This window comes from Bradyrhizobium zhengyangense, assembly GCF_022012435.1.
GTDB classification, from domain to species: Bacteria; Pseudomonadota; Alphaproteobacteria; order Rhizobiales; family Xanthobacteraceae; genus Bradyrhizobium; species Bradyrhizobium zhengyangense.
On sequence record NZ_JAKLUA010000014.1, the window covers coordinates 116,687 to 136,214 of the forward strand.

At 64.9% G+C, this 19,528-nt stretch carries 18 protein-coding genes and 1 pseudogene; 7 read left to right on the plus strand and 12 right to left on the minus strand.

The annotated features are described in order from the left end of the window. The first annotated feature begins 52 nt into the window (after positions 1-52). Positions 53-880, plus strand: coding sequence for an FAD binding domain-containing protein (locus L6637_RS31610; protein ID WP_237872972.1), 828 nt, complete (start codon positions 53-55; stop codon positions 878-880). Further along, entirely contained in the window at positions 877-3,603 is a 2,727-nt protein-coding gene (locus tag L6637_RS31615) for a molybdopterin-dependent oxidoreductase (RefSeq protein WP_237872973.1), read from the plus strand. Before L6637_RS31610 ends, L6637_RS31615 begins: the two co-directional genes overlap by 4 nt. Here the strand turns inward: L6637_RS31615 and uraD are convergent. From uraD to L6637_RS31635, 4 genes are all read right to left on the minus strand, one after another. Continuing rightward, complete coding sequence (uraD, locus tag L6637_RS31620; RefSeq protein WP_237872974.1) at positions 3,600-4,487, minus strand: 2-oxo-4-hydroxy-4-carboxy-5-ureidoimidazoline decarboxylase; 888 nt, start codon at positions 4,485-4,487, stop codon at positions 3,600-3,602. The genes L6637_RS31615 and uraD overlap by 4 nt on opposite strands. Before the next feature lie 7 nt (positions 4,488-4,494). Further along, positions 4,495-5,430, minus strand: a complete 936-nt coding sequence (puuE, locus tag L6637_RS31625; RefSeq protein ID WP_237864720.1) for an allantoinase PuuE — start codon at positions 5,428-5,430, stop codon at positions 4,495-4,497. Further along, the gene (locus L6637_RS31630) at positions 5,431-5,844 is read right to left on the minus strand and encodes a DUF3830 family protein (protein WP_128950562.1); all 414 of its coding nucleotides are present in this window, start codon (positions 5,842-5,844) and stop codon (positions 5,431-5,433) included. Positions 5,845-5,935: 91 nt separating this feature from the next. Further along, the gene (locus L6637_RS31635; protein WP_237873016.1) at positions 5,936-6,220 is read right to left on the minus strand and encodes a hypothetical protein; all 285 of its coding nucleotides are present in this window, start codon (positions 6,218-6,220) and stop codon (positions 5,936-5,938) included. Positions 6,221-6,445: 225 nt separating this feature from the next. On the opposite strand from L6637_RS31635, the gene L6637_RS31640 reads away from it, so the two are divergent. After that, entirely contained in the window at positions 6,446-6,664 is a 219-nt protein-coding gene (locus L6637_RS31640; RefSeq protein WP_237864722.1) for a hypothetical protein, read from the plus strand. Between the two features lie 147 nt (positions 6,665-6,811). On the opposite strand, the gene L6637_RS31645 is transcribed toward L6637_RS31640, so the two are convergent. From L6637_RS31645 to L6637_RS31665, 5 genes are all read right to left on the minus strand, one after another. Next, positions 6,812-7,192 (minus strand): hypothetical protein, encoded by a 381-nt coding sequence (locus L6637_RS31645; protein ID WP_237872975.1) that lies wholly within the window; start codon positions 7,190-7,192, stop codon positions 6,812-6,814. A 117-nt stretch (positions 7,193-7,309) separates the two neighbouring features. Next, on the minus strand, positions 7,310-8,629 hold the full coding sequence (locus tag L6637_RS31650; RefSeq protein WP_237872977.1) for an alpha/beta hydrolase: 1,320 nt from the start codon (positions 8,627-8,629) through the stop codon (positions 7,310-7,312). Positions 8,630-8,754: 125 nt separating this feature from the next. Further along, entirely contained in the window at positions 8,755-10,542 is a 1,788-nt protein-coding gene (locus tag L6637_RS31655; RefSeq protein WP_237872978.1) for a chloride channel protein, read from the minus strand. Positions 10,543-10,554: 12 nt separating this feature from the next. Next, a complete protein-coding gene (locus L6637_RS31660) occupies positions 10,555-11,202 on the minus strand; it encodes an L-fuculose-phosphate aldolase (RefSeq protein WP_237873017.1) in 648 nt (215 codons plus the stop codon). 193 nt (positions 11,203-11,395) lie between these two features. Next, on the minus strand, positions 11,396-12,022 hold the full coding sequence (locus L6637_RS31665) for a MarC family protein (protein WP_237872979.1): 627 nt from the start codon (positions 12,020-12,022) through the stop codon (positions 11,396-11,398). 145 nt (positions 12,023-12,167) lie between these two features. Between L6637_RS31665 and L6637_RS31670 the strand changes: the two genes are divergently transcribed. The 4 genes from L6637_RS31670 (at position 12,168) to L6637_RS31685 (ending at position 15,859) form a co-directional block, all read left to right on the plus strand. Next, the gene (locus tag L6637_RS31670) at positions 12,168-12,737 is read left to right on the plus strand and encodes a YciE/YciF ferroxidase family protein (RefSeq protein ID WP_237872980.1); all 570 of its coding nucleotides are present in this window, start codon (positions 12,168-12,170) and stop codon (positions 12,735-12,737) included. Between the two features lie 182 nt (positions 12,738-12,919). Beyond that, entirely contained in the window at positions 12,920-13,303 is a 384-nt protein-coding gene (locus L6637_RS31675) for an Hsp20/alpha crystallin family protein (protein WP_237872981.1), read from the plus strand. 8 nt (positions 13,304-13,311) lie between these two features. Beyond that, positions 13,312-15,699: an endopeptidase La gene (gene lon, locus L6637_RS31680; RefSeq protein ID WP_237872983.1), complete on the plus strand. Its 2,388-nt coding sequence runs from the start codon at positions 13,312-13,314 to the stop codon at positions 15,697-15,699. Between the two features lie 4 nt (positions 15,700-15,703). Next, positions 15,704-15,859 carry a hypothetical protein gene (locus L6637_RS31685; protein WP_237864730.1) on the plus strand — a complete coding sequence of 52 codons (156 nt, stop codon included), beginning with the start codon at positions 15,704-15,706 and terminating at the stop codon, positions 15,857-15,859. A 71-nt stretch (positions 15,860-15,930) separates the two neighbouring features. Here the strand turns inward: L6637_RS31685 and L6637_RS31690 are convergent, their stop codons facing one another. The 3 genes and pseudogenes from L6637_RS31690 to L6637_RS31700 all read right to left on the minus strand — a co-directional run bounded on the left by L6637_RS31690 (position 15,931) and on the right by L6637_RS31700 (position 19,387). Continuing rightward, entirely contained in the window at positions 15,931-16,233 is a 303-nt protein-coding gene (locus L6637_RS31690) for an HU family DNA-binding protein (RefSeq protein WP_008139488.1), read from the minus strand. 333 nt (positions 16,234-16,566) lie between these two features. Continuing rightward, positions 16,567-17,799: an acetyl-CoA C-acetyltransferase gene (locus L6637_RS31695; RefSeq protein ID WP_237872985.1), complete on the minus strand. Its 1,233-nt coding sequence runs from the start codon at positions 17,797-17,799 to the stop codon at positions 16,567-16,569. Between the two features lie 125 nt (positions 17,800-17,924). After that, positions 17,925-19,387: pseudogene (locus L6637_RS31700) on the minus strand (GH1 family beta-glucosidase). Positions 19,388-19,528 lie beyond the last annotated feature (141 nt).

Genomic DNA, 19,528 nt, shown 5'->3' on the forward strand with positions numbered 1-19,528 from the left:
CTTGCAAGACTTTCCCTCGACAAATCACTTCGGCGCAGGCGTTGTTGCGGCCATGGACTTGAATACCATCACAGCGGTGTCTCATCCGCAAACGCGCTCCGATCTGCCCGTTTGGACGCCAGGTGATGCTTGGCTCGCGGGCGGCACGTGGCTGTTCTCCGAACCGCAAGTTCACCTCACGCGGCTGATCGATCTCACCGATCTGAAATGGCCTGCGCTGACGATCACGCCCGGTCACCTCAGCATCGCCGCCACCTGCACCATCTCGCAACTCGATGCGTTCAACTCTCCGCCCGACTGGCTCGCTGCGCCGCTGATCGGCCAATGCTGCCGCGCCTTCCTCGCCTCCTTCAAGATCTGGAAGACGGCGACGGTGGGCGGCAATCTCTGCATGTCGCTGCCGGCGGGACCGATGATCTCGCTGACCACCGCACTCGACGGGGTCTGCACCATCTGGAAGGCCGGCGGCGGCGAGCAAAGGATTCCCGTCACCGACTTCGTCACCGGCAACCAGCGCAACCGCCTGTTGCCGGGCGACCTGCTGCGGCAGATCGATATCCCGATTGCGGCGCTGAAGCGTCGCTCCGCGTTTCGCCAGATCTCGCTCGCACCGGTCGGCCGCTCCGCGGCGCTTCTGATCGGAAGCCTCGACGGAAATGGCGCGCTGAAGCTGACCGTGACCGCATCGACCGTACGCCCGATCCAGATGTCGTTTCCCGGACCGATCGATGCGGGCACGCTACGCACCGCGATCTCCGAGGAAATCCCCGACGATCTCTATCACACCGACATCCATGGCAAGCCGCTCTGGCGCAAGCACATGACGCTGCGGCTCGCCGAGGAGATCCGCGCCGAACTGCTGGATGCAATGTCGCCATGAGTTTCGAAGTCAACGGCACGACATTTACGCAAACGCCGCGCACCGGCCAGTGCCTGCGCACATTCCTGCGGGAGCTTGGCCAGTTCGGGGTGAAAAAGGGCTGCGACGCCGGCGATTGCGGCGCCTGCACCGTGCTGCTCGACGGCGAACCCGTGCACAGCTGCCTGATCCCCGCGTTTCGCGCGGAGGGGCGCGCCGTCACCACGATCGAAGGGCTCGGCGGCGAGGACGGCGCGCATCCGATGCAGCAGGCCTTCCTCGACGCGCAGGGATTCCAGTGCGGCTTCTGCACCGCCGGCATGATCCTGACCTGCGCCTCGCTGAACCAGGCGCAGCGCACCGATCTCGGCGCTGCCCTGAAGGGCAATATCTGCCGCTGCACCGGCTATCGCGCGATCGAGGACGCAATCCACGGCAAGAGCAATGTCGAGGCGCGCGTCGAGGCCGGCGGCGCGTTCGGTCGCAGCCTGCCGGCGCCGGCGGGGCCGGACGTCGTGCGCGGCAAGGCGCGCTACACGTTCGACACGCACGTCGATGGCCTGCTGCACATCAAGCTGCTGCGCTCGCCGCATGCGCACGCGCGGATCGTTTCGATCGACAGATCGTCGGCGATGGCCGCTCCGGGCGTGCACGCAATCCTGACGCATGAGGATGCGCCGTCGGTGCTGACATCGACCGCGCGGCATGAGAAGGATTGGATGGATCCCGAGGATACCCGCATCCTCGACGACGTCGTTCGCTTCATCGGCCAGAGGGTCGCGGCGGTGGTGGCCGAGAGTGAAGGCGCGGCCGAGGAGGCCTGCCGCCGGCTGAAGGTCACGTACGAAATTCTGCCCGCGCTGATCGATCCGGAGCAGGCGATGATGCCGGGCGCGCCGCTCGTTCATCCCGACAGGACCAGCGCCAACCGCGTTGCCGACGCGCAGCGCAATCTGGTCGCGGAGATTCATGGCGAATTCGGCGATGTCGCCGCCGCGCTCGCCACATCCGCCGTCACTTATGAAGCCACCTTCCACAGCCATCGTGTGCAGCATGCGGCGCTGGAGACCCATGGCGGCCTCGCCTGGCTCGACGCGACAGGCGTGCTCAACGTCCGCACCTCGACGCAGGTCCCGTTCCTGACGCGGCGCGCGCTCTCGGACATCTTCCAGCTTCCCATGGACAAGGTCCGCGTGTTCTGCGAGCGGGTCGGCGGCGGCTTCGGCGGCAAGCAGGAGATGTTCGTCGAGGATATTCTGGCGCTGGCCGCGCTGAAGACCGGACGCCCCGTCAAGCTCGAGCTGACCCGCGAGGAGCAGTTCATCGCGACCTCGACGCGGCATCCGATGCGCGTCCACATCAAAGCCGGCGCCGATGCCCAGGGCAAGCTCACCGCGCTGCAGCTCGACGTGCTCTCCAACACCGGCGCCTATGGCAATCACGGCCCCTCCGTGATGTTCCACGCGGTGAACGAGTCGATCGCCGTCTATAACTGCCCGAACAAGCGCGTCGACGGCTTCGTCGTTTACACCAATACGGTGCCAGCAGGCGCGTTTCGCGGCTATGGCTTGCCGCAGTCCGTGATCGCGGTGGAAGCCGCAATCGACGAACTGGCGAAGCAGCTCGACATCAGCCCCTATGACATGCGCCGCCGCAATATCGTCAGGCCCGGCGATCCCATGCTGTCGCCGCCTGAATCCGAATATCACGATGTGCTCTACGGCTCCTACGGGCTCGACCAGTGCATCGATCTCGTCGAGCGCGCGATGCGGGCGGATCAGCCGCAAGGCGAGCTGTCGCCGGACTGGCTGACCGGCGACGGCATCGCGCTGACCATGATCGACACGGCGCCGCCCGCCGGCCACATCGCCGACGCCATGATCGCGCTCAACGACGATGGCGGCTTCGATCTCACCGTCGGTACCGCCGAGTTCGGCAATGGCACCAGCACCGTGCACCGGCAGATCGCCGCCACTGTGCTCGCGACCACCGTCGATAGAATCCGCCTGCGCCAGTCCGACACCGCCCATGGCGGCCACGACACCGGCGCCTATGGCAGCACCGGCACCTTCGTGGCCGGCAAGGCAACGCAGGCCGCCGCGATGCAGCTCGCAGCCGAGCTGAAGGCAGCCGCAGCCGGCGTGTGGCTTTGCGATGTCGCGACGTGCACGCTCGAGGGCGAGTTCGTCGTCAGCGGCGTGCGGCGCATGTCCTTTGCCGAGCTCGCCAGGCTGGTGCGCGAGGCGGGTCGTCCGCTCGTCGCGCACGGCAATTCCGAGGGAACGCCGCGCTCGGTCGGCTTCAACGTGCAGGGCTTTCGCGTCGCCGTGAACAAAGGCACCGGCGAGGTCAGGATTCTCCGGAGCGTGCAGGCGGCCGATGCCGGCGTCGTCGCCAATCCCATGCAATGCCGGGGGCAGGTCGAAGGCGGTGTCGCCCAGGCGCTCGGTGCGGCGCTCTACGAGGAGATGGTGATCGACGCCGAGGGCCGCGTCACCAATCCCAAATTCCGCGATTACCATCTGCCGTCCTTCACGGACGTGCCGCGCACGGAGGTGTTGTTCGCCGAGACGTCCGACACGATCGGACCCCTGGGCGCGAAGTCGATGAGCGAGAGCCCCTACAATCCGGTCGCCGCGGCCCTCGGCAACGCCATCGCTGATGCCACCGGCATCCGCTTCACCGCACCGCCGTTCAAGCCGGACCGGCTGTTTCCGGCGCTACACGACAAGTTCGGCGACTAGCTCCCGCGATAGGTCGAGTAGCTCCACGGCGTGACCAGCAGCGGCACGTGGTAGTGGCCTTCCGGCTCGCTGATCGCGAAGCGCAGCGGGATCTCGTCGAGGAACGGCGGATCGGGAAGCTGCACATTGCGTTCGGCGTAATACCTTCCGACGTTGAAGCGGAGCTCGTAGCGGCCGATCGGCAGCGGGCGGCCGCCGATCAGCGGCTGGTCGGTGCGGCCGTCAGCGTTGGTGACGCCGCGCGCGATGACGCGATTCTCGCCGAGCGCGGCTAGCTCGACGAGTTCCACCGCGATTCCGGGGGCCGGCTTGCCTATGTGATTATCCAGCACATGGGTCGAGAGCCGGCCGTGCACTTTCAGTCTGTCATCGGCGACGACGAGCTGATCGAGCCGCAGGGCCGCGATACGGCCGATCTCCTCGATCGCGCGACGCGTCTCAGTCTTGGCAATGTTGCGCAGGCGCGTCTCGAAGTCGCGCAGCACGGAATCCTTGGTGTGGCGCCGCACGCAGACGATATAGGGGAAGCCGAATTTTTCGCGGTAGGCGTTGTTGACGCGCTCGAACGCGGCGTATTCGGCCTCCGACAGCCGGTCGAGGCCGGCGCTGTTTTGTTCATTGGTCGATTCCGCCGTGAGGCCTGCCGCACGCTGGGCCTTGTTGGCGAGATCGGGATGCGCGCGGATCAGCGCCAGCTGCGCGTCGGGTGCGGCGCTTTGGATCGCCGTCATCAGCGCGGCGTGCAACTGATTGATGCCGGCAAACGGACGCCGCGCCGCGGCTTCTTGGGCAATCCACGGCGAGTATTCGACCACGTTTTCAAGTACCGCAACGAAATCGTCGAAGCTCGCGGTATTGAGATCAGACAAGGCGATCTGCGACATCGAGTCCCTACCCGATCTCGAAAGCGTTGTCGGCAAGACCCGCATGCTTGTCGTGCCAATGCTGCGCGATCTGAAGTCGCGTCGGCACCCAGACGCGATCGTGCTTGCCGATGTAATCAAGGAAGCGGATCAGGCCCGCGGCGCGGCCGGGCCGGCCCGCGAGGCGGCAGTGCAGCCCCACCGACATCATCTTCGGCGCGGTCTCACCTTCGGCATAGAGCACGTCGAAGGCGTCCTTCAGATAGGTGTAGAACTGCTCGCCTTCGGCAAACCCTTGCGGGTTGATGAAGCGCATGTCGTTGGCATCTAACGTATAGGGAATGACGAGCTGCTTGCCGTTCGCGCCCTTGACCCAATAGGGCAGATCGTCGGCGTAGGAATCGCAGAGATAAAGGAAGCCGCCCTCCTCCATCAGCAGACGGTTGGTGTTGATCGAGGAGCGCCCGGTGTACCAGCCGAGCGGACGCGCGCCGGTGGCCTCGGTGTGGACGCGAATGGACTCGGCGATCTCGGCGCGCTCCTGCGCTTCCGTCATGTCCTTGTGCTCGATCCATTTCAGGCTGTGGCTCGCAATGTCCCAACCGGACTCCTTCATCGCCGCGACGATTTCCGGATTGCGCTTCAGCGCGGTGGCAACACCGAACACGGTGGTCGGCCAGTTGCGCTCATTGAACATGCGCCACAAGCGCCAGAAGCCGGCGCGCGAGCCATATTCGAACATGGATTCGATATTGGCGTGACGCTGGCCGGGCCAGGGCTGCGCGCCCAGCACGTCGGACAGGAACGCTTCCGACGCACGGTCGCCGTGCAGAATGTTGTTCTCGCCGCCCTCCTCGAAATTGACGACGAACTGCACCGCGACCCGCGCATGGCCGGGCCACTCCGGATGCGGCGGGTTGCGACCGTAACCGCGGAGATCGCGCGGGTAGCTGATATCAGTCACTTAGACTTCCTCGAAGCGGATCGGCAGTGCGCCCTTCCACAGCACGCTCTTGCCCAGCGTCGCCAGGTTCTCCAGGCCCGAAGTCACGGTGATGAAGTGATTGCCGGCGAGCTGGCCCATCTTGCTGGCGAAGTGCACGCCGCCATAGGCAAGCAGGATCTCGGTCTCGCTGATGCCGCCGGGATAGAGGATGATCTGGCCCGGCGCGGGATAGCTGGTGTGGTTCTCATAGCCGACGCCAAAGTCGAGATCGCCGAGCGGCATCCAGACGCCTTCGCCGCTCCAGCGTACATGGATGATGTGGCTCTCGAACGGCAGCGCCTTGCGGAACGCCGCGACAGTCTTGGGTGCGGCCTCCTCTTCGAAGCGGGCATCGAAGGTGAAATCGCCGGCGCGGATAACGAGTTTGCTCATCTCATCTCTCTGGATCGGGGGGTGAGGCCCCACGGGGAACTTGCACGCAAAGAGCATTCCAGCGGGCTTCGCGCAAGGGCGCTAGGACCCATTACCTGCGGTCGTAGGACCAGCCAAATATGCCGCTCCGCCGCACCTCCGGCTCGGGCTCCGCAGCGGCGGCTGCCGCCGGCGCCTCCTTCAGTTCCGCCTGGGGCGGTGGCGGAGGCGGTGCCGGCAGGTTCTCGCATTTCATGGAATAGACCAGCTTGCCGTCCGCGGTGCGTCCGATCGGAGCGCAGGGGTCAGGATGTGCCGCCGAGATTTTGGGAGCGGTTTTGACCTGCGCCACAGCCGGCGAGGCGATCAAAAGCAGGACCAGCAGATATTTCGACATCATTGTCGCGCCTGAAACCTTTGTTGCCCCCATTCAACCTGATGGCGCTGGTCAAGTCCATCCGGCCCCCGCCAGGAGGCTGCCGAATATTTAGCCGGGACCAAAAAATTTGCTCGCCCCATCGTGAACCCGGCGACAGTGATATCAGGCTGGCGGCATCGCCATGTCAGCCGCGACGACGACGACATTTCTCACGACCGGGACGTCGTCACGGGAGATACAACCATGCAGAAGACTCTTGCCATTCTCGGCGCGACGCTGATCGCTGCCATCACCATCCAGACCGCGGCCGCGAACGACCATCACCACCTTCGCAAGGCACGACCTGCTCCCATCACCCAGTCGGCGCGCGACTCCAACGCGGCCATGTGGCCATCGCAGCCGACGGAACCTGACTGGTCGCGCTACGCCAATGGCGCAATGTCGGCGCCGGCGGGACGGTGATACGGAAGGCGTAGGGCGCGGCTCTCGTGTCCCGGACGCGCTGCAGCGTGCAACGCTGCTGCGCAGAGCGCAGCGTAATCCGGGACGCTTGCGACATGCTCCAGTGATCCCGGATTTCGCTGCGCTCCATCCGGGCTACGGCATCCGTCAATACGGATCGTAGTAGCGCGGTCCACCGTAATAGCCGTAGCCGGGACCATAATAGCGCGGGCCGCCATAGTAATAGTTGTCGTAATATTCCTGGCGCCGGCTCTCGGCGATCGCGCCTCCGATCATACCAACCGCGGCGCCCATGAAGGCAAGGCCCGCAGCGCTCGGCCCGCGCCGGTAATAGCGATGACGGCGCGCGGCGCTGAAATCGGTCGCGTTGGACGAGCCCTGCCCGGCCACAGCGGCAGTCGCGGCCTTGGCCGCTGCCGGCGACGCGGCAGCTGACGGCGAGACGGAAGCAACGACCAAAGCGAGACTGGCGAATGCAGCCAGTGCGGCGCTGCGGCCAACTCTCGATTTCACGGACCTGTCACTCATCCTCACGTCCTCCGCTCTCGTCAAAGAAAAGATATGGAAACACCACATAATGCGCAAAGCACCGAAATGGTTTCGTGATCGCGGCAATCTGCCACGCTTTGACTGGTCGCGCTACCTCTAGGCCCTGTAACTCCAATACTTCCGCAACGCATCGCCCGCGACCTGGAGATCAAAACGCTGGTCGGGCGCGAGTTGCTGCACGATCAGATTGAACATGTCGTTCAGGATCGAGCGCTTCTCGCCGAAATAAGAATGGCGCAGGCCGACCAGGCTGGTGTCGACCAGCGAGGCATCGATCGTATCGACGCCGTCGACAACGGTCAGCGCGTCACCGGCCTCGCCCGCCCGGGGATAGCCGTGCACGAATTTGGAGGCCAGCAGCGCCACGTCGCGCGACGACGCATAGAGCGTGACGCGCGCAGCGCAGCCTTTGAACCTAGCCGCGAGCTGGACGAAACGGTCGCGGTCGATGTCGGGCGCGGCAAAGATGATCTGACCGAGCTTTGCGGCGCCGGCCGGCAGCTGCCACGACTTAACGCGCTCCAGCGTGTTGATCACCGCGCGGTTGCCCATGCTGTGAGCGATGACGTGGACCTTGCCGGCACCGATCTCGCCGAGCGCAAGCTGGAGAAACGTCTCGAAATGATCGCGCGACCAGTCGATCGTGCTCTCGTCCACCGTGTACTTCTTGGTGTCCGCCGCCGACGCCCAGCTATACAGCAGCGTCCTGCCGGCGAATTTCAGATCCACCGCAAGCTGCCCGGCGCGCCGCGCCGCGTCCTCGAAAGTGACGTTGTAGCCGTGCACGAAGATCAGGACGTCGTGCAAATCCGCGGCCGCAAGCGAGTCCTTCAGACTCGTAACGAACGTGTCCCTGCCAAGCGCTCCCACTGACTTGAGGATGACATGCTTTTCCGGATTGGCCGAGAATTCGAGGTGCCACCAGCTCGGGCTGGTGAGTTCGCCGAGGTCGCGGCCATGCGTGGGCACGCTGACCTCCGCGATTCCGAATGACGGCGTCCCGCGCGCGCCGCCAAAATAGTGCGCCGGCGTGTCGTCGCCGCGGGCGCGGTCGGTGCCGTAGAACACGGGGATGGTGACGACGCCGGTCGCCTCATCCGTGCTCGGCCCGACAATGTCCGGGACGACCAGCGGCGTTACCCGGCCGCGGCGGGTCACAGTCTCCGTGGCAGCCATGGGCGCCGCCATGTCTTCCATCAAATGCTCGACGAGTTCCGTGGCCGGCGCCTCGGCGAGCAGCCGCACGAGCAGCAGGTCAAGCGACTGACGAAGCCTGGCCGGATCCTCGCCCTTGCCGGCGCGGCCGGCCAATTCCTGCAATTCGTCGGCGTAAGGGGGCCATTTGTCGCCCAGCAGATCCTTCAGCCGGGGCCCGAGTTCGAGCAAGGCAAGCAACAGGCGAAGCTTGTCCGACATCGCACGTCCCTCGTCGCTGGATGCGGCCAGGCGCCAGCCCCGCCGTCGATCCCTAGCCTAGAGGTTGTGAACGATCTGGCAAGTCCGCCCAGCGTGCCAGCGTCAACTTGCCCGGGGTGAAGACCTCAGGACAGCGCCCCCAGCACGCCGCGCGTGGCCTTGTCGATCTCCTCGACATAGCGGCGACGGGCGGTGGTCTCGGTCAGGAAGCCGACCACCTTGCGGCTGTCGGTGGAATCGACCACCGCCAGCATTTCGGCCTCGGCCTCGTCGAACACCGCCATGGCAGACTTCACGTTCATTTCCGGGATCAGCACGATCTCGGTCAGCCGCGCGAGCTCGATGATCTGGATATCATCGGCGATGGTGTCGAGGTCGCTGGAGAACAAGTCGGGCAGCAGGACCAGGCCGACATATTCGTCGGAATTGTTGACGATGACGACGCCCGGGCGCGACCCCAGCGGAAATTCGCTGCGGGTCGCGGCGATCGTCGTGCTCGACGGCACCTTGCCGACGTCGGAGCGCATCAGCCGCTCGACGGTGAGGTTGCGCAGCCAACCGACGTCATTGGCGCTACGGATGGTCTCGCCGCGCAGATGCAGGCGCCAGGTCGAGAAGGAATGGCCGAACATGAAGCGGACGCAGATCGAGGTGACGATGCAGCCGGCGAGCACCACGGCGGTGACGTCGACATTGCGGGTCATCTCGAGCACGAGGAACGACATGGTCAGGGGGCCGCCGACGATGGCCACGCCCAGCGTCGCCATGCCGGTCAGCATCGCCACCAACGGATCGATCGCGAAGTTCGGGCTGATCAAGAGCAGCACCGCGGCGAAGAACTTACCGATCAGGCTGCCGACGAACAGGGAGGCGAAGAACAGACCGCCGCGGAAGCCCGAGGCCAGCGAGATCAGGCAGGCCGTCACCTTCAGCGCGATGATGATCGCGACCAGTCCGATCGTCATGTCGTGGAAGAGGTCGAGCACCATGGCGCCGTGGCCGGCCGCCAGCACCTGCGGCGTGACGAGGGCGAAGCTTCCGACGACGAGACCGCCGATCACGGGGCGCAGCCAGACCGGCAGCCATTTGAACAGCCGCTCGAACATCGAGGACGAGCGCATCACGGCAATGCCAACGCCGCTGGTGACAAGCGCGAGCCCGATCAGCGCCAGATATTGCTCGACGCCGACGGCGCTGACCTTCGGTATTTCGATGGAGTACGGCGCGCCGCCGAGCCATTGCGCGGTGAGCGCGCCGGCGAGCGAGGCCGCCAAAATCGGCGCCGCGCTGCCGACGGAATAGACACCGACAATCAGCTCGCAGGCGTAGAACGCGCCGGTGATCGGCGCGCCGAAAGCGGCCGCGATCGCCGCCGCGGCGCCGCAGCCGACCATCAGGCGGAGATCGTTACGGCGGAGGTTGAAGAACTTGCCGAATAGCGAGGCGATGCCCGAGCCGATCTGCGTGTAGCCGGCCTCGAGGCCGACGGAGGCGCCGCAACCGTTCGAGATCAGCGTCTGGCTCGACACCACCACGCTGTCGCGCATCGACAGAATGCCGCCGCGCAGCGCATTGGCCTCGATCGGGTCGACTGCGCTCGAGATCTTCAGCCGTCGCCGCCACCATTCCATGATGCCGAGCACGAGGCCGCCGAGCGGCGGCGCGATCATTGCCGCCCAGGGGCTGATATAGGCGTTGGCAGAGAGGCGCACGTCGATCGGAATGCCAAAGATCACGACGTGGGCGATCTGCGCGATCACGGCCATCAGGGTCACGATCGCACCGGCCAGCGTGCCGATCACGAGCGCGAGCGGGATCAGGTAGAACTCGTTGCTGCGCAACAGCGCGCGCAGCCGAACCATCGTGCGGTTGGTGCCCTTGCCGTCGACGAAATATCTGATCCGCGCGAACACCGCTTGCGAGCCCTACCCTTCCGACAGGCCGTAGCCGGCCATGCGCTGACGGACCCGTTCGATCTCGGCGCTCGAGAGCAGCGGCGGTTTGCCGATCTGGAGACAGCCGTGATACTGCCGCGCCAGCGTCTCGACCTCGACGGCGAGCCACATCGCCTTGTCGAGCGTCTGGCCGAGCGCGATCATGCCGTGATGGTCCAGCAGGCAGGCGAGCCGGCCATCCAGCGCGCGCACCGCATGCGCGGACAGCTCCACTGTCCCGAAGGTGGCATAGGGCGCGCAGCGGATGCTGTCGCCGCCGGCCGCCGCGATCATGTAGTGCACCGGCGGGATCTCCATGCCCATGATCGCCAGGATGGTGCAATAGGTCGGATGGGCGTGCACGACGGCGTTGACGTCGGCGCGCGCCTTCAGGATGTCCAGATGGAAGCGCCACTCGCTGGACGGCTTCTGGCCTGGGGGATGCGAGCCGTCCATCGCCATGAAGACGATCTGGTCCGGCGTCATGGTGTCATAGGGCAGGCTGGTGGGCGTGATCAGGAGCCCGTCCCCATGCCGCACGCTGATATTGCCTGATGTGCCCTGGTTGATGCCGAGCGCATTCATGCGGCGGCAGGCGTCGATGATGGCCTGTCTCTTTGCGAGTTCGTCCGCTGTCATCGACTTCGATTTCATCTCGACCTTCTTGTCGATTTCTTCGATGGGCTCTTGTTAGACCCGAAGTACGTCAAAGCAATATGGCAGTGCAAGCGAAAGCGGACCTGTTCAGGCACTGGATTTCTGGCGCGCCCGCCCGGGACATGAATTCATCGTAAAATCAACAGATTAACAGTTTGTCGCAGGCCCAGAGACCTCAAGACAGGCTCGCCCGGACAGCCGCAATGCCGTTGATCACGAATTGCACCGAATAGGCCGCCAGCAGCATGCCGAGCACCCGCGAGAGCACGGCATTTCCGGTGCGCCCGAGCGTGCGCGCAATCAGGTGCGCCGAGACGAAGCAGAGCATGCAGAGCAGGCAGACCGCCAGCACGATCGCGATGATGATGGCGAGCCTTGCCCCATAGCCGGCATCGCCCGCCAGCAACAGCGTGGTTGCGATCGCCCCGGGACCGGCCATCATGGGGATTGCGAGCGGAAACACCGCGACATCGGAGGCGTGCTCGGCCGTCGCCTTGTCCGCCTCCCGCGCCTCGCGATGCGGCCGGTCGCCGAAGATCATCTGGTAGGACACGCCGAACAGCAGCAGCCCGCCCGCGATCTGGAAGGCGGGGATGCCGATCCCGAGCTGGCGCAGCAGCCAGTTTCCGACCAGCGCGATCACGACCAGGATCGAGGCCGCGATGAACGGCGCCCGCAGCGCCACCGTCCGCTTGCTCGTCTCGGGCATGCCGCCGGTCGCGGCCAGAAACGCCGGTGCGAGGCCGACGGGATCGACCACCAGCAGCAGCGTGACGAAGGCGGACAGGGCGAAGTCGAGCATGGGTCAGGCGCCTCGGGCGAGCGTGGACGGCCAGCCATAGCGGCTCGCGCAGACCTTCGCGAGGAACATTTGCCTGTCCCGGCTCTTGATCGCGTGAGGATTGAGGAAGGACGTGCCTTCCCGTGTCGCCTCATGAGGAGGACCAATGGCTAGACCAGCAAAGAAACGTGCTCTCAAGAAAAAGGCCGCATCGCGCCGCCCGCGTCAGGCGCCTAAGATGCTGAGCGACCTTTTCCTGGAAACGCTGAAGGACATTTATTACGCCGAGAACAAGATCATCAAGACGCTGCCGAAGATGGCCAAGGCCGCCCACTCGAAGGATCTTGCCGCCGCCTTCAACAAGCATCTGCGGGAGACGCAGGGACAGGTCAAACGCCTGGAGCAGATCTTCAAGATGCTGAACAAGCCCGCGCGCGGCAAGCCGTGCGAAGCGATAAACGGCATCACCGACGAGGGCGCCGAGATCATGAAGGACTTCAAGAACGCCCCTGCCCTCGATGCCGGGCTGCTCGCGGCGGCGCAGGCCGTCGAGCACTACGAAATCTCCCGTTACGGCACACTTCGCACCTGGGCCGAAGAGCTCGGCATGCCCGAGGCGGCAAGGCTGCTCCAGGATACGCTGGACGAGGAAGAGGCGACCGACCACACCCTGACCGAGCTCGCCACGTCGGTCATCAACCTCGAAGCCGAGGCCGAATACCGCGAAGCCGCCTGATCCAGACCACCCAATTGTTACCTCCGGCGCCGCGGAACATCTTTCGCGGCGTCGATGCGTCTGAGCGCAAGGGCCTGCTCCGCCAAGAGAGGCAGGCATGCCGCAAACGCGCGATGCTGGAATTTGCGGGAACCATCACCATATCCCGTTTTCCAACTGCAGCGCCTTCCCCGAGTTTTGCCATGCAACCCAAGAATCCCTTTGACTGGATGCTGTCCGAGGCCCTCGACCAGCTGACCCGCGCCGAACGGATGCGGCAGCAGTTCGGCCGTCAGGACACCTGCTGGGAGCCGCCGATCGACGTGCTTGAGACCGAGCATGAGCTTCTGATCCTGGTCGCGCTTCCCGGCGTCAATCCGGACAATGTCGAGACCGTCATCCATGACGGCGTGCTGGTCATATCCGGCCAGCGCACGCTGCCGCCGGAGCTTCGCAACGCCCGCATCCACCGGCTCGAGCTGCCGCAGGGGCGTTTTGAGCGCCGCATTGCATTGCCCCTTGGCCGCTACGCCATCAGCCGCTTCGTGATGGACGGCTGCGTCGCGCTGCGCCTCGCCAAATCCTGAGGTCGATCATGGCCACCGAACAGATGAATACCGCACAGACCAATCCTGACGTGAATATCCCCGACGACGCACTGATCATCATCCCCGTGCGCGAGATGGTGCTGTTCCCCGGCGCCATCGCGCCGATCGCGATCGCACGCCCGAAATCCGTCGCCGCCGCGCAGCAGGCGCTGCGCGAGCAGCGGCCGGTCGGCATCGTGCTGCAGCGCAGCCCCGAGACCGACGAGCCCGGCCCTGATGATCTCTACAAGGTCGCGACCATCGCCAACATCGTGCGCTACATCACCGCACCCGACGGCACGCATCACATCGTCTGCCAGGGCGTGCAGCGCGCGCGTATCCTCGACTTCCTGCCGGGGACGCCGTTCCTGGCTGCGCGCTTCCAGCAGATCCCCGAGCCGACCACGACCTCAGCCGAGATCGAGGCACGGGCGCTGAACCTGCAGCGCCAGGCCATCGAGGCAATCGAGCTGCTGCCGCAGGCCCCGCCCGAGCTGGTCGCGATGTTCCAGAGCACCAGTGCGCCCGGCGCGCTGGCGGACCTGGCGACGTCGTTCATGGACATCAAGCCGTCCGATAAACAGGAGGTGCTGGAGACCATCGACCTCTCCTTGCGCGTCGAGAAGGTGTCGAAGCAGTTGGCCGAGCGGCTGGAGGTGCTGCGCATCTCCAACGAGATCGGCCAGAAGACCCGCGCCTCGTTCGACGAGCGGCAGCGCGAGGCGATCCTGCGCGAGCAGATGGCGACCATCCAGCGGCAACTGGGCGAAGGCGACGGCAAGTCTGCCGAGGTCGCCGAGCTGACGGCTGCGATCGCCAAGGCCAACATGCCGCCGGAGGCGGACGCGCACGCCAGGAAGGAGCTGCGCCGCTACGAGCGCATGCCCGAGGCTGCCGGTGAAGCCGGCATGGTCCGCACGTACCTCGACTGGCTGATCGAGTTGCCCTGGGCGCTCCCCGCGGAGAAGCCGATCGACATCAAGGAAGCACGTCGCATCCTGGATGCGGATCACTTTGGCCTGGAGAAGATCAAGAGCCGGATCATCGAATATCTGGCGGTGCGCAAGCTGGCGCCGCAGGGCAAGGCCCCGATCCTGTGCTTCGTCGGCCCGCCCGGCGTCGGCAAGACCTCGCTCGGCCAGTCCATCGCGCGTGCGATGGATCGCCCCTTCGTGCGCGTCAGCCTGGGTGGCGTGCATGACGAGGCCGAGATCCGCGGTCACCGGCGCACCTATATCGGCGCGCTGCCCGGCAACATCATCCAGGGCATCAAGAAGGCGGGCGCCCGCAACTGCGTCATGATGCTGGACGAGATCGACAAGATGGGCCGTGGCGTTCAGGGCGATCCTTCCGCCGCGATGCTGGAGGTGCTCGACCCCGAGCAGAACGGGACGTTCCGGGACAATTACCTGGGCGTGCCCTTCGACCTGTCGCGCGTCGTCTTCATCGCGACCGCCAACATGCTGGACCAGATTCCGGGTCCGCTGCTGGACCGCATGGAGCTGATCAGCCTGGCCGGTTACACCGAGGACGAGAAGCTGGAGATCGCGCGGCGGTATCTGGTGCGGCGGCAGCTGGAGGCCAATGGCCTGACGGCCGAGCAGGCCGACATCGAGCCGGATGCGCTGAAGCTGGTGGTCAAGGGTTACACCCGTGAGGCCGGCGTGCGTAACCTCGAGCGCGAGATCGGCAAGGTGTTCCGCCATGCCGCGGTGCAGGTCGCCGAAGGCACGACCACAAAGGTGGTGGTGACGGCGAAGGACATCGGCGACGTGCTGGGACAGCCGCGCTTCGAAGGCGAGATCGCGCAGCGCACCAGCATTCCGGGCGTGGCCACCGGCCTTGCCTGGACGCCTGTGGGCGGCGACATCCTGTTCATCGAGGCCTCGCGCGTGCCCGGCCGCGGCGGCATGATCCTGACCGGCCAGCTTGGCGAGGTCATGCGCGAGAGCGTGCAGGCCGCGCTGACGCTGGTGAAGAGCAAAGCGAACCAGCTCGGTATCGATCCCCAGCTGTTCGAGAAGAGCGACATCCACGTTCACGTTCCTGCGGGCGCAACCCCGAAGGACGGACCGAGCGCGGGCGTGGCGATGTTCACGGCGCTGACATCACTGCTCACCAATCGCACGGTGCGGAGCGACACCGCGATGACCGGCGAGATCTCGCTGCGCGGCCTGGTGCTGCCGGTCGGCGGCATCAAGGAGAAGGTGGTGGCTGCGGCCGCCGCCGGATTGAAGCGGGTGATGCTGCCGGCGCGCAACAAGCGGGACTATGACGACATCCCGAAGAGCGCGCGGGACAACCTCGAATTCATCTGGCTGGAGCGCGTCGACGAGGCCATCGCCGCGGCGCTCGAGCCGGTGGGAGTCGATGCGAAGGTCGAAGCGGCGGAGTGATGCGATGAAGAAACTGCTGGAAGACGCAAAGCGATCGCGAAAAACGCAGAAGCTGCGCCAGCTGCTCGGCCGTGCCATCGACCGGGTGCGCGATGCACTTGCAGGACCTGAGCCGCGGCTTCAACCGATCCCGGTCCGGGTGAGGCGCCGCAAGGGCTGATCCCCTCCGATCGGCCCCTGCGGTCCATTCAAACCAAAAGGCCCCCTCTCATCGAGGGGGCCTTTGCGTTATCAGGCCACGGCGTCCTTGGCGGCCTTGACGGGGCGGGCGCGGACGATCTTCCGGGCCGGCTTGGCCTTGAACATCATCTCTTCGCCCGTGAACGGGTTGGTGCCCTTGCGCGCCTTGGTCGCGGGCTTCTTGATGACCACGAACTTGGCGAAGCCCGGCACCAGGAACAGGCCGTTCTTCTTGAGCTCCTTATGGCCGACGTCGGTCAGCGTCTCCATGACGCTCTTGACGTCGCGCTTGGAAAGCTCGGTGGCGGTCGCAATCTTTTCGATCAACTGCGATTTGGACATTTGGGCTGGCATCGTGTCTCCTCTGATTCGTTGCCGGTTGCATATTAGACCAACCGGCGAAGGCCTATAGCCTTCTGCACAGTTTTGTCGCGGTTTTACGGGCTTTTTTGGCCCCCTGAGACAAAAAACCCTGCATTTTAGCGGCTTCCAGAACGGATGGCGCCTCGCGCAGCTGTTTTTGCCTTGTTTCAAAGGCCCGCAAGCAGCCTTGCTAAAGCTGATTCGATGCTTTCGACAAGCGACGACCGGCCTCTTTGTGCGAGGAGAAGCGCGATTCACCCTGAAAAATAAGGCTTGATCGTCGCCCTGCGACGTTTTTCCCTGCTTTTTACGGGCCGCGGCGCACTAGATGCGCTCGATGATGACGGCCGGAGCCATGCCACCGGCCGCGCACATCGTGACGAGACCGCGCTTGAGGTCGCGCCGTTCGAGCTCGTCGAGCACAGTGCCGATCAGGATCGAGCCCGTCGCCCCGATAGGATGACCGAGCGCGATCGAGCCGCCATTGACGTTGACCTTGGCGCGATCGAGCTTGAGATCCCTGATATATTTTTCTGCCACCACCGCAAAGGCCTCGTTGATCTCGAACAGGTCGATGTCGTCGATGGTGAGCCCCGCCTTCGCCAGCACCTTGCGCGTCGCCGGCACCGGTGCGTTCAGCATCAGGGTCGGCGAGTCCCCCATATTGGCCATGGCGACCACGCGGGCGCGGGCTTTGAGGCCATGCGCCTTGGCGTAAGAAGGTGACGCCAGCAGGATCGCCGCGGCGCCGTCGACGACGCCCGACGAATTGCCGGCGTGGTGCATGAAGTCGATGTCGAGGTCAGGGTATTCTTGCAGGATCAGGCCGCGATAGGTCGTACCCTTGTCGTCCAGCGCATAGTCGGCGATCGCCGGGAATGCCGGCTTCAGCGCCGCCAGCCCTTCCATCGTGGTCTGCGGCCGCGGATATTCTTCATGGTCGAGCGCGAGGCTGCCGTCCTCGCGATAAACCGGCACGAGGCTCTTCTTGAAATGGCCGCCGGCAATCGCTCGCGCGGCGCGCTTCTGGCTTTCAAGGCCAAGCGCGTCGACGTCCCGACGCGTGATGCCTTCCAGCGTCGCGATCGCATCCGCGCAGACGCCCTGATGCGACTGCGGATGTTTTGCACGAAGCCGCAGATTGCCGGCGTCCATCATCATCGGGCCGCCGCCGCGACGTCCCTCCATCGACATCATCTCGCAGCCGCCGGCGATGACGAGATCTTCCGCGCCCGCCATGATCGAGGAGGCCGCCATGTTGACGCTGGTGATGCCCGAACCGCAGAAACGATCCAGCGTCACGGCGCTGGCGCGCACGTCATAGCCGGCATCGAGCGCCGACATGCGGCCAAGATCGCCGCTTTGCGTTGCCACCTGCGCGCTGCAGCCCCAGACGATATCGTCGACATCGGCGGTGTTAATCCCGGTGCGATCGGCCAGCGCGCGCAGCACGGTGGCGCCGAGCTGCTGCGGATGAATGCCTGAGAGAGCCCCCTTGCCGGCCTTGCCGACGCCGCGCGGGGTACGGCAGGCATCGATGATCAGCGCGTCGGTCATGGGCGTTGTCCTCATTTTTATGGATGTTGAGGTCGTTGTGAATCAGGGGGAGAGCGGAGTCAATGCGCGGTGTTTAGCTCCCTCGTCCGGATTTTCCGCTACGCGTAAAATCCGGACTCAAGCCATCACGCACCCGCGGCGTTCTTCGCGATGACGTTGCGGTAGAAGCTCGCGCTGAGTTTTGGTGTCCGCACCTGGGTGTCGAAATTGACGTGGTAGAGTCCGAAACGCTTGTTGAGGCCGAACACCCATTCGAAATTGTCGAGCAGGCTCCAGAGGAAATAACCGCGCACCGGCACGCCTTCCGCGGTGGCGCGCTGGAGCTGGGCAAGATAGTTGCGCAGATACATGATGCGGTCGGTGTCGTAGATCTTGCCGTCTTGCATCACCTGATCCTCACCGGATGTGCCGTTCTCGCTGATATAGATCGCATCGGTCTTCCAGATCTTTGCGGCGAGCTTCGGCACCCAATAGATCGTCTCGGGTCCGACGCGCAGCCAGTCCGAGTTCATGTGCGGAAAGGATTTCGGGATCGGCAGCGGCATAAAGCCCGCGCCCTGGTCGGACGCGACAATGTAGTGCTGCGGCGCGTAGATGTTGAGGCCGAGGAAGTCGACCGGCGAGGAGATGATCTTCAATTCGCGTCGGTGTATTTCGGCGCGTCGCGGCCTGCATATTTCAGAAACGCGTCGGTATAGCGGCCGGTCATGATGACGTTGAGATAGCCGGCGTTCAGCTCGCGCAGCGCGATCTCGGCGGCACGGACGTTCTCGGGCGTGTCGATCGCGGGAATGCAGGCATCGATGTTCTCGGCAGGTCCGACGCGCGTGCCGCGGCGGCCATGGGCGCGCACCGCCTGCACCGCGAGCCCATGCGCGAGCGCGCTGTTATGCCTGACCTGGTTCACGTCGACCTGCGGCAGCGTCAGGCCGGGCGCGTCGATGCCGATGCCATAGCCAAAATAAACGAAGCGGCCGCTCTCGTTCAGCGTAAACACGTTCTTGACGCGATCGGTGAGGTGCTCGGCGACATAGGCCGCGTAGTCGCCAAAGATCTTGCAGGTCTCGGTCGACCGCCAGCCGCCGAAGCGGTCCTGCAATGATTGCGGCAGGTCCCAGTGATAAAGCGTCAGCCACGGGTCGATGCCGTTCTTCAGGAGCTCGTCGATCAGGCGATTGTAGAAGTCGAGCCCCTTCGGGTTCGGCTTGCCATCGCCGTCAGGAAACACCCGCGGCCAGGCCACCGAGAACCGATAGGCCTTGCAGCCGAGCTCCTTGATGAGTGCGATGTCATCCTTGTAGCGGTGATAATGCTCAGCGGCGCGGTCGCCATTGGTGCCGTCCTCGATCTTTCCGGGGATGCGCACGAACCTGTCCCAGATCGAGGCCCCTCGCCCGTCCTCCTCGACCGCGCCCTCGACTTGATAGGACGAGGTCGCGGTGCCCCAGAGAAAGCCTGCCGGGAAGCCGCCGGCGCTGCGCGGTGCCGCTGCCGGCTTGGCGTCGGCGATCTCAAGGGGACTTGCGATTCCGGCTGCGGATAGTCCCGCGACTTTCGCGAACTGGCGACGCGAGACCTTGTCCGACATTGATGCTGCCTCCGGCTAATTGCTGCGGCGGCACAATGGCGGGTTGGAAGCCGTTTGAGAAGCGGTGACGCTGGAGATTGACGATGCAGAATTGCCGCCCGCTCAGACCCTCTGCGCACCATAAGCGGGCCCGCAGCATGG

Bases quoted from the DNA above. Each gene is read 5' to 3' on its own strand.
- L6637_RS31610 (WP_237872972.1), top strand. From the start codon at position 53: ATGGACTTGAATACCATCACAGCGGTGTCTCATCCGCAAACGCGCTCC.
- L6637_RS31675 (WP_237872981.1), top strand. From the start codon at position 12,920: ATGCAACCCAAGAATCCCTTTGACTGGATGCTGTCCGAGGCCCTCGAC.
- L6637_RS31630 (WP_128950562.1), bottom strand. From the start codon at position 5,844: ATGAGCAAACTCGTTATCCGCGCCGGCGATTTCACCTTCGATGCCCGC.
- L6637_RS31695 (WP_237872985.1), bottom strand. From the start codon at position 17,799: ATGACCGACGCGCTGATCATCGATGCCTGCCGTACCCCGCGCGGCGTC.
- L6637_RS31660 (WP_237873017.1), bottom strand. From the start codon at position 11,202: ATGACAGCGGACGAACTCGCAAAGAGACAGGCCATCATCGACGCCTGC.
- L6637_RS31650 (WP_237872977.1), bottom strand. From the start codon at position 8,629: ATGTCGGACAAGCTTCGCCTGTTGCTTGCCTTGCTCGAACTCGGGCCC.
- L6637_RS31670 (WP_237872980.1), top strand. From the start codon at position 12,168: ATGGCTAGACCAGCAAAGAAACGTGCTCTCAAGAAAAAGGCCGCATCG.
- L6637_RS31635 (WP_237873016.1), bottom strand. From the start codon at position 6,220: ATGTCGAAATATCTGCTGGTCCTGCTTTTGATCGCCTCGCCGGCTGTG.
- L6637_RS31665 (WP_237872979.1), bottom strand. From the start codon at position 12,022: ATGCTCGACTTCGCCCTGTCCGCCTTCGTCACGCTGCTGCTGGTGGTC.
- L6637_RS31615 (WP_237872973.1), top strand. From the start codon at position 877: ATGAGTTTCGAAGTCAACGGCACGACATTTACGCAAACGCCGCGCACC.
- L6637_RS31690 (WP_008139488.1), bottom strand. From the start codon at position 16,233: ATGCCAGCCCAAATGTCCAAATCGCAGTTGATCGAAAAGATTGCGACC.
- lon (WP_237872983.1), top strand. From the start codon at position 13,312: ATGGCCACCGAACAGATGAATACCGCACAGACCAATCCTGACGTGAAT.
- uraD (WP_237872974.1), bottom strand. From the start codon at position 4,487: ATGTCGCAGATCGCCTTGTCTGATCTCAATACCGCGAGCTTCGACGAT.
- L6637_RS31685 (WP_237864730.1), top strand. From the start codon at position 15,704: ATGAAGAAACTGCTGGAAGACGCAAAGCGATCGCGAAAAACGCAGAAG.
- L6637_RS31645 (WP_237872975.1), bottom strand. From the start codon at position 7,192: ATGAGTGACAGGTCCGTGAAATCGAGAGTTGGCCGCAGCGCCGCACTG.
- L6637_RS31640 (WP_237864722.1), top strand. From the start codon at position 6,446: ATGCAGAAGACTCTTGCCATTCTCGGCGCGACGCTGATCGCTGCCATC.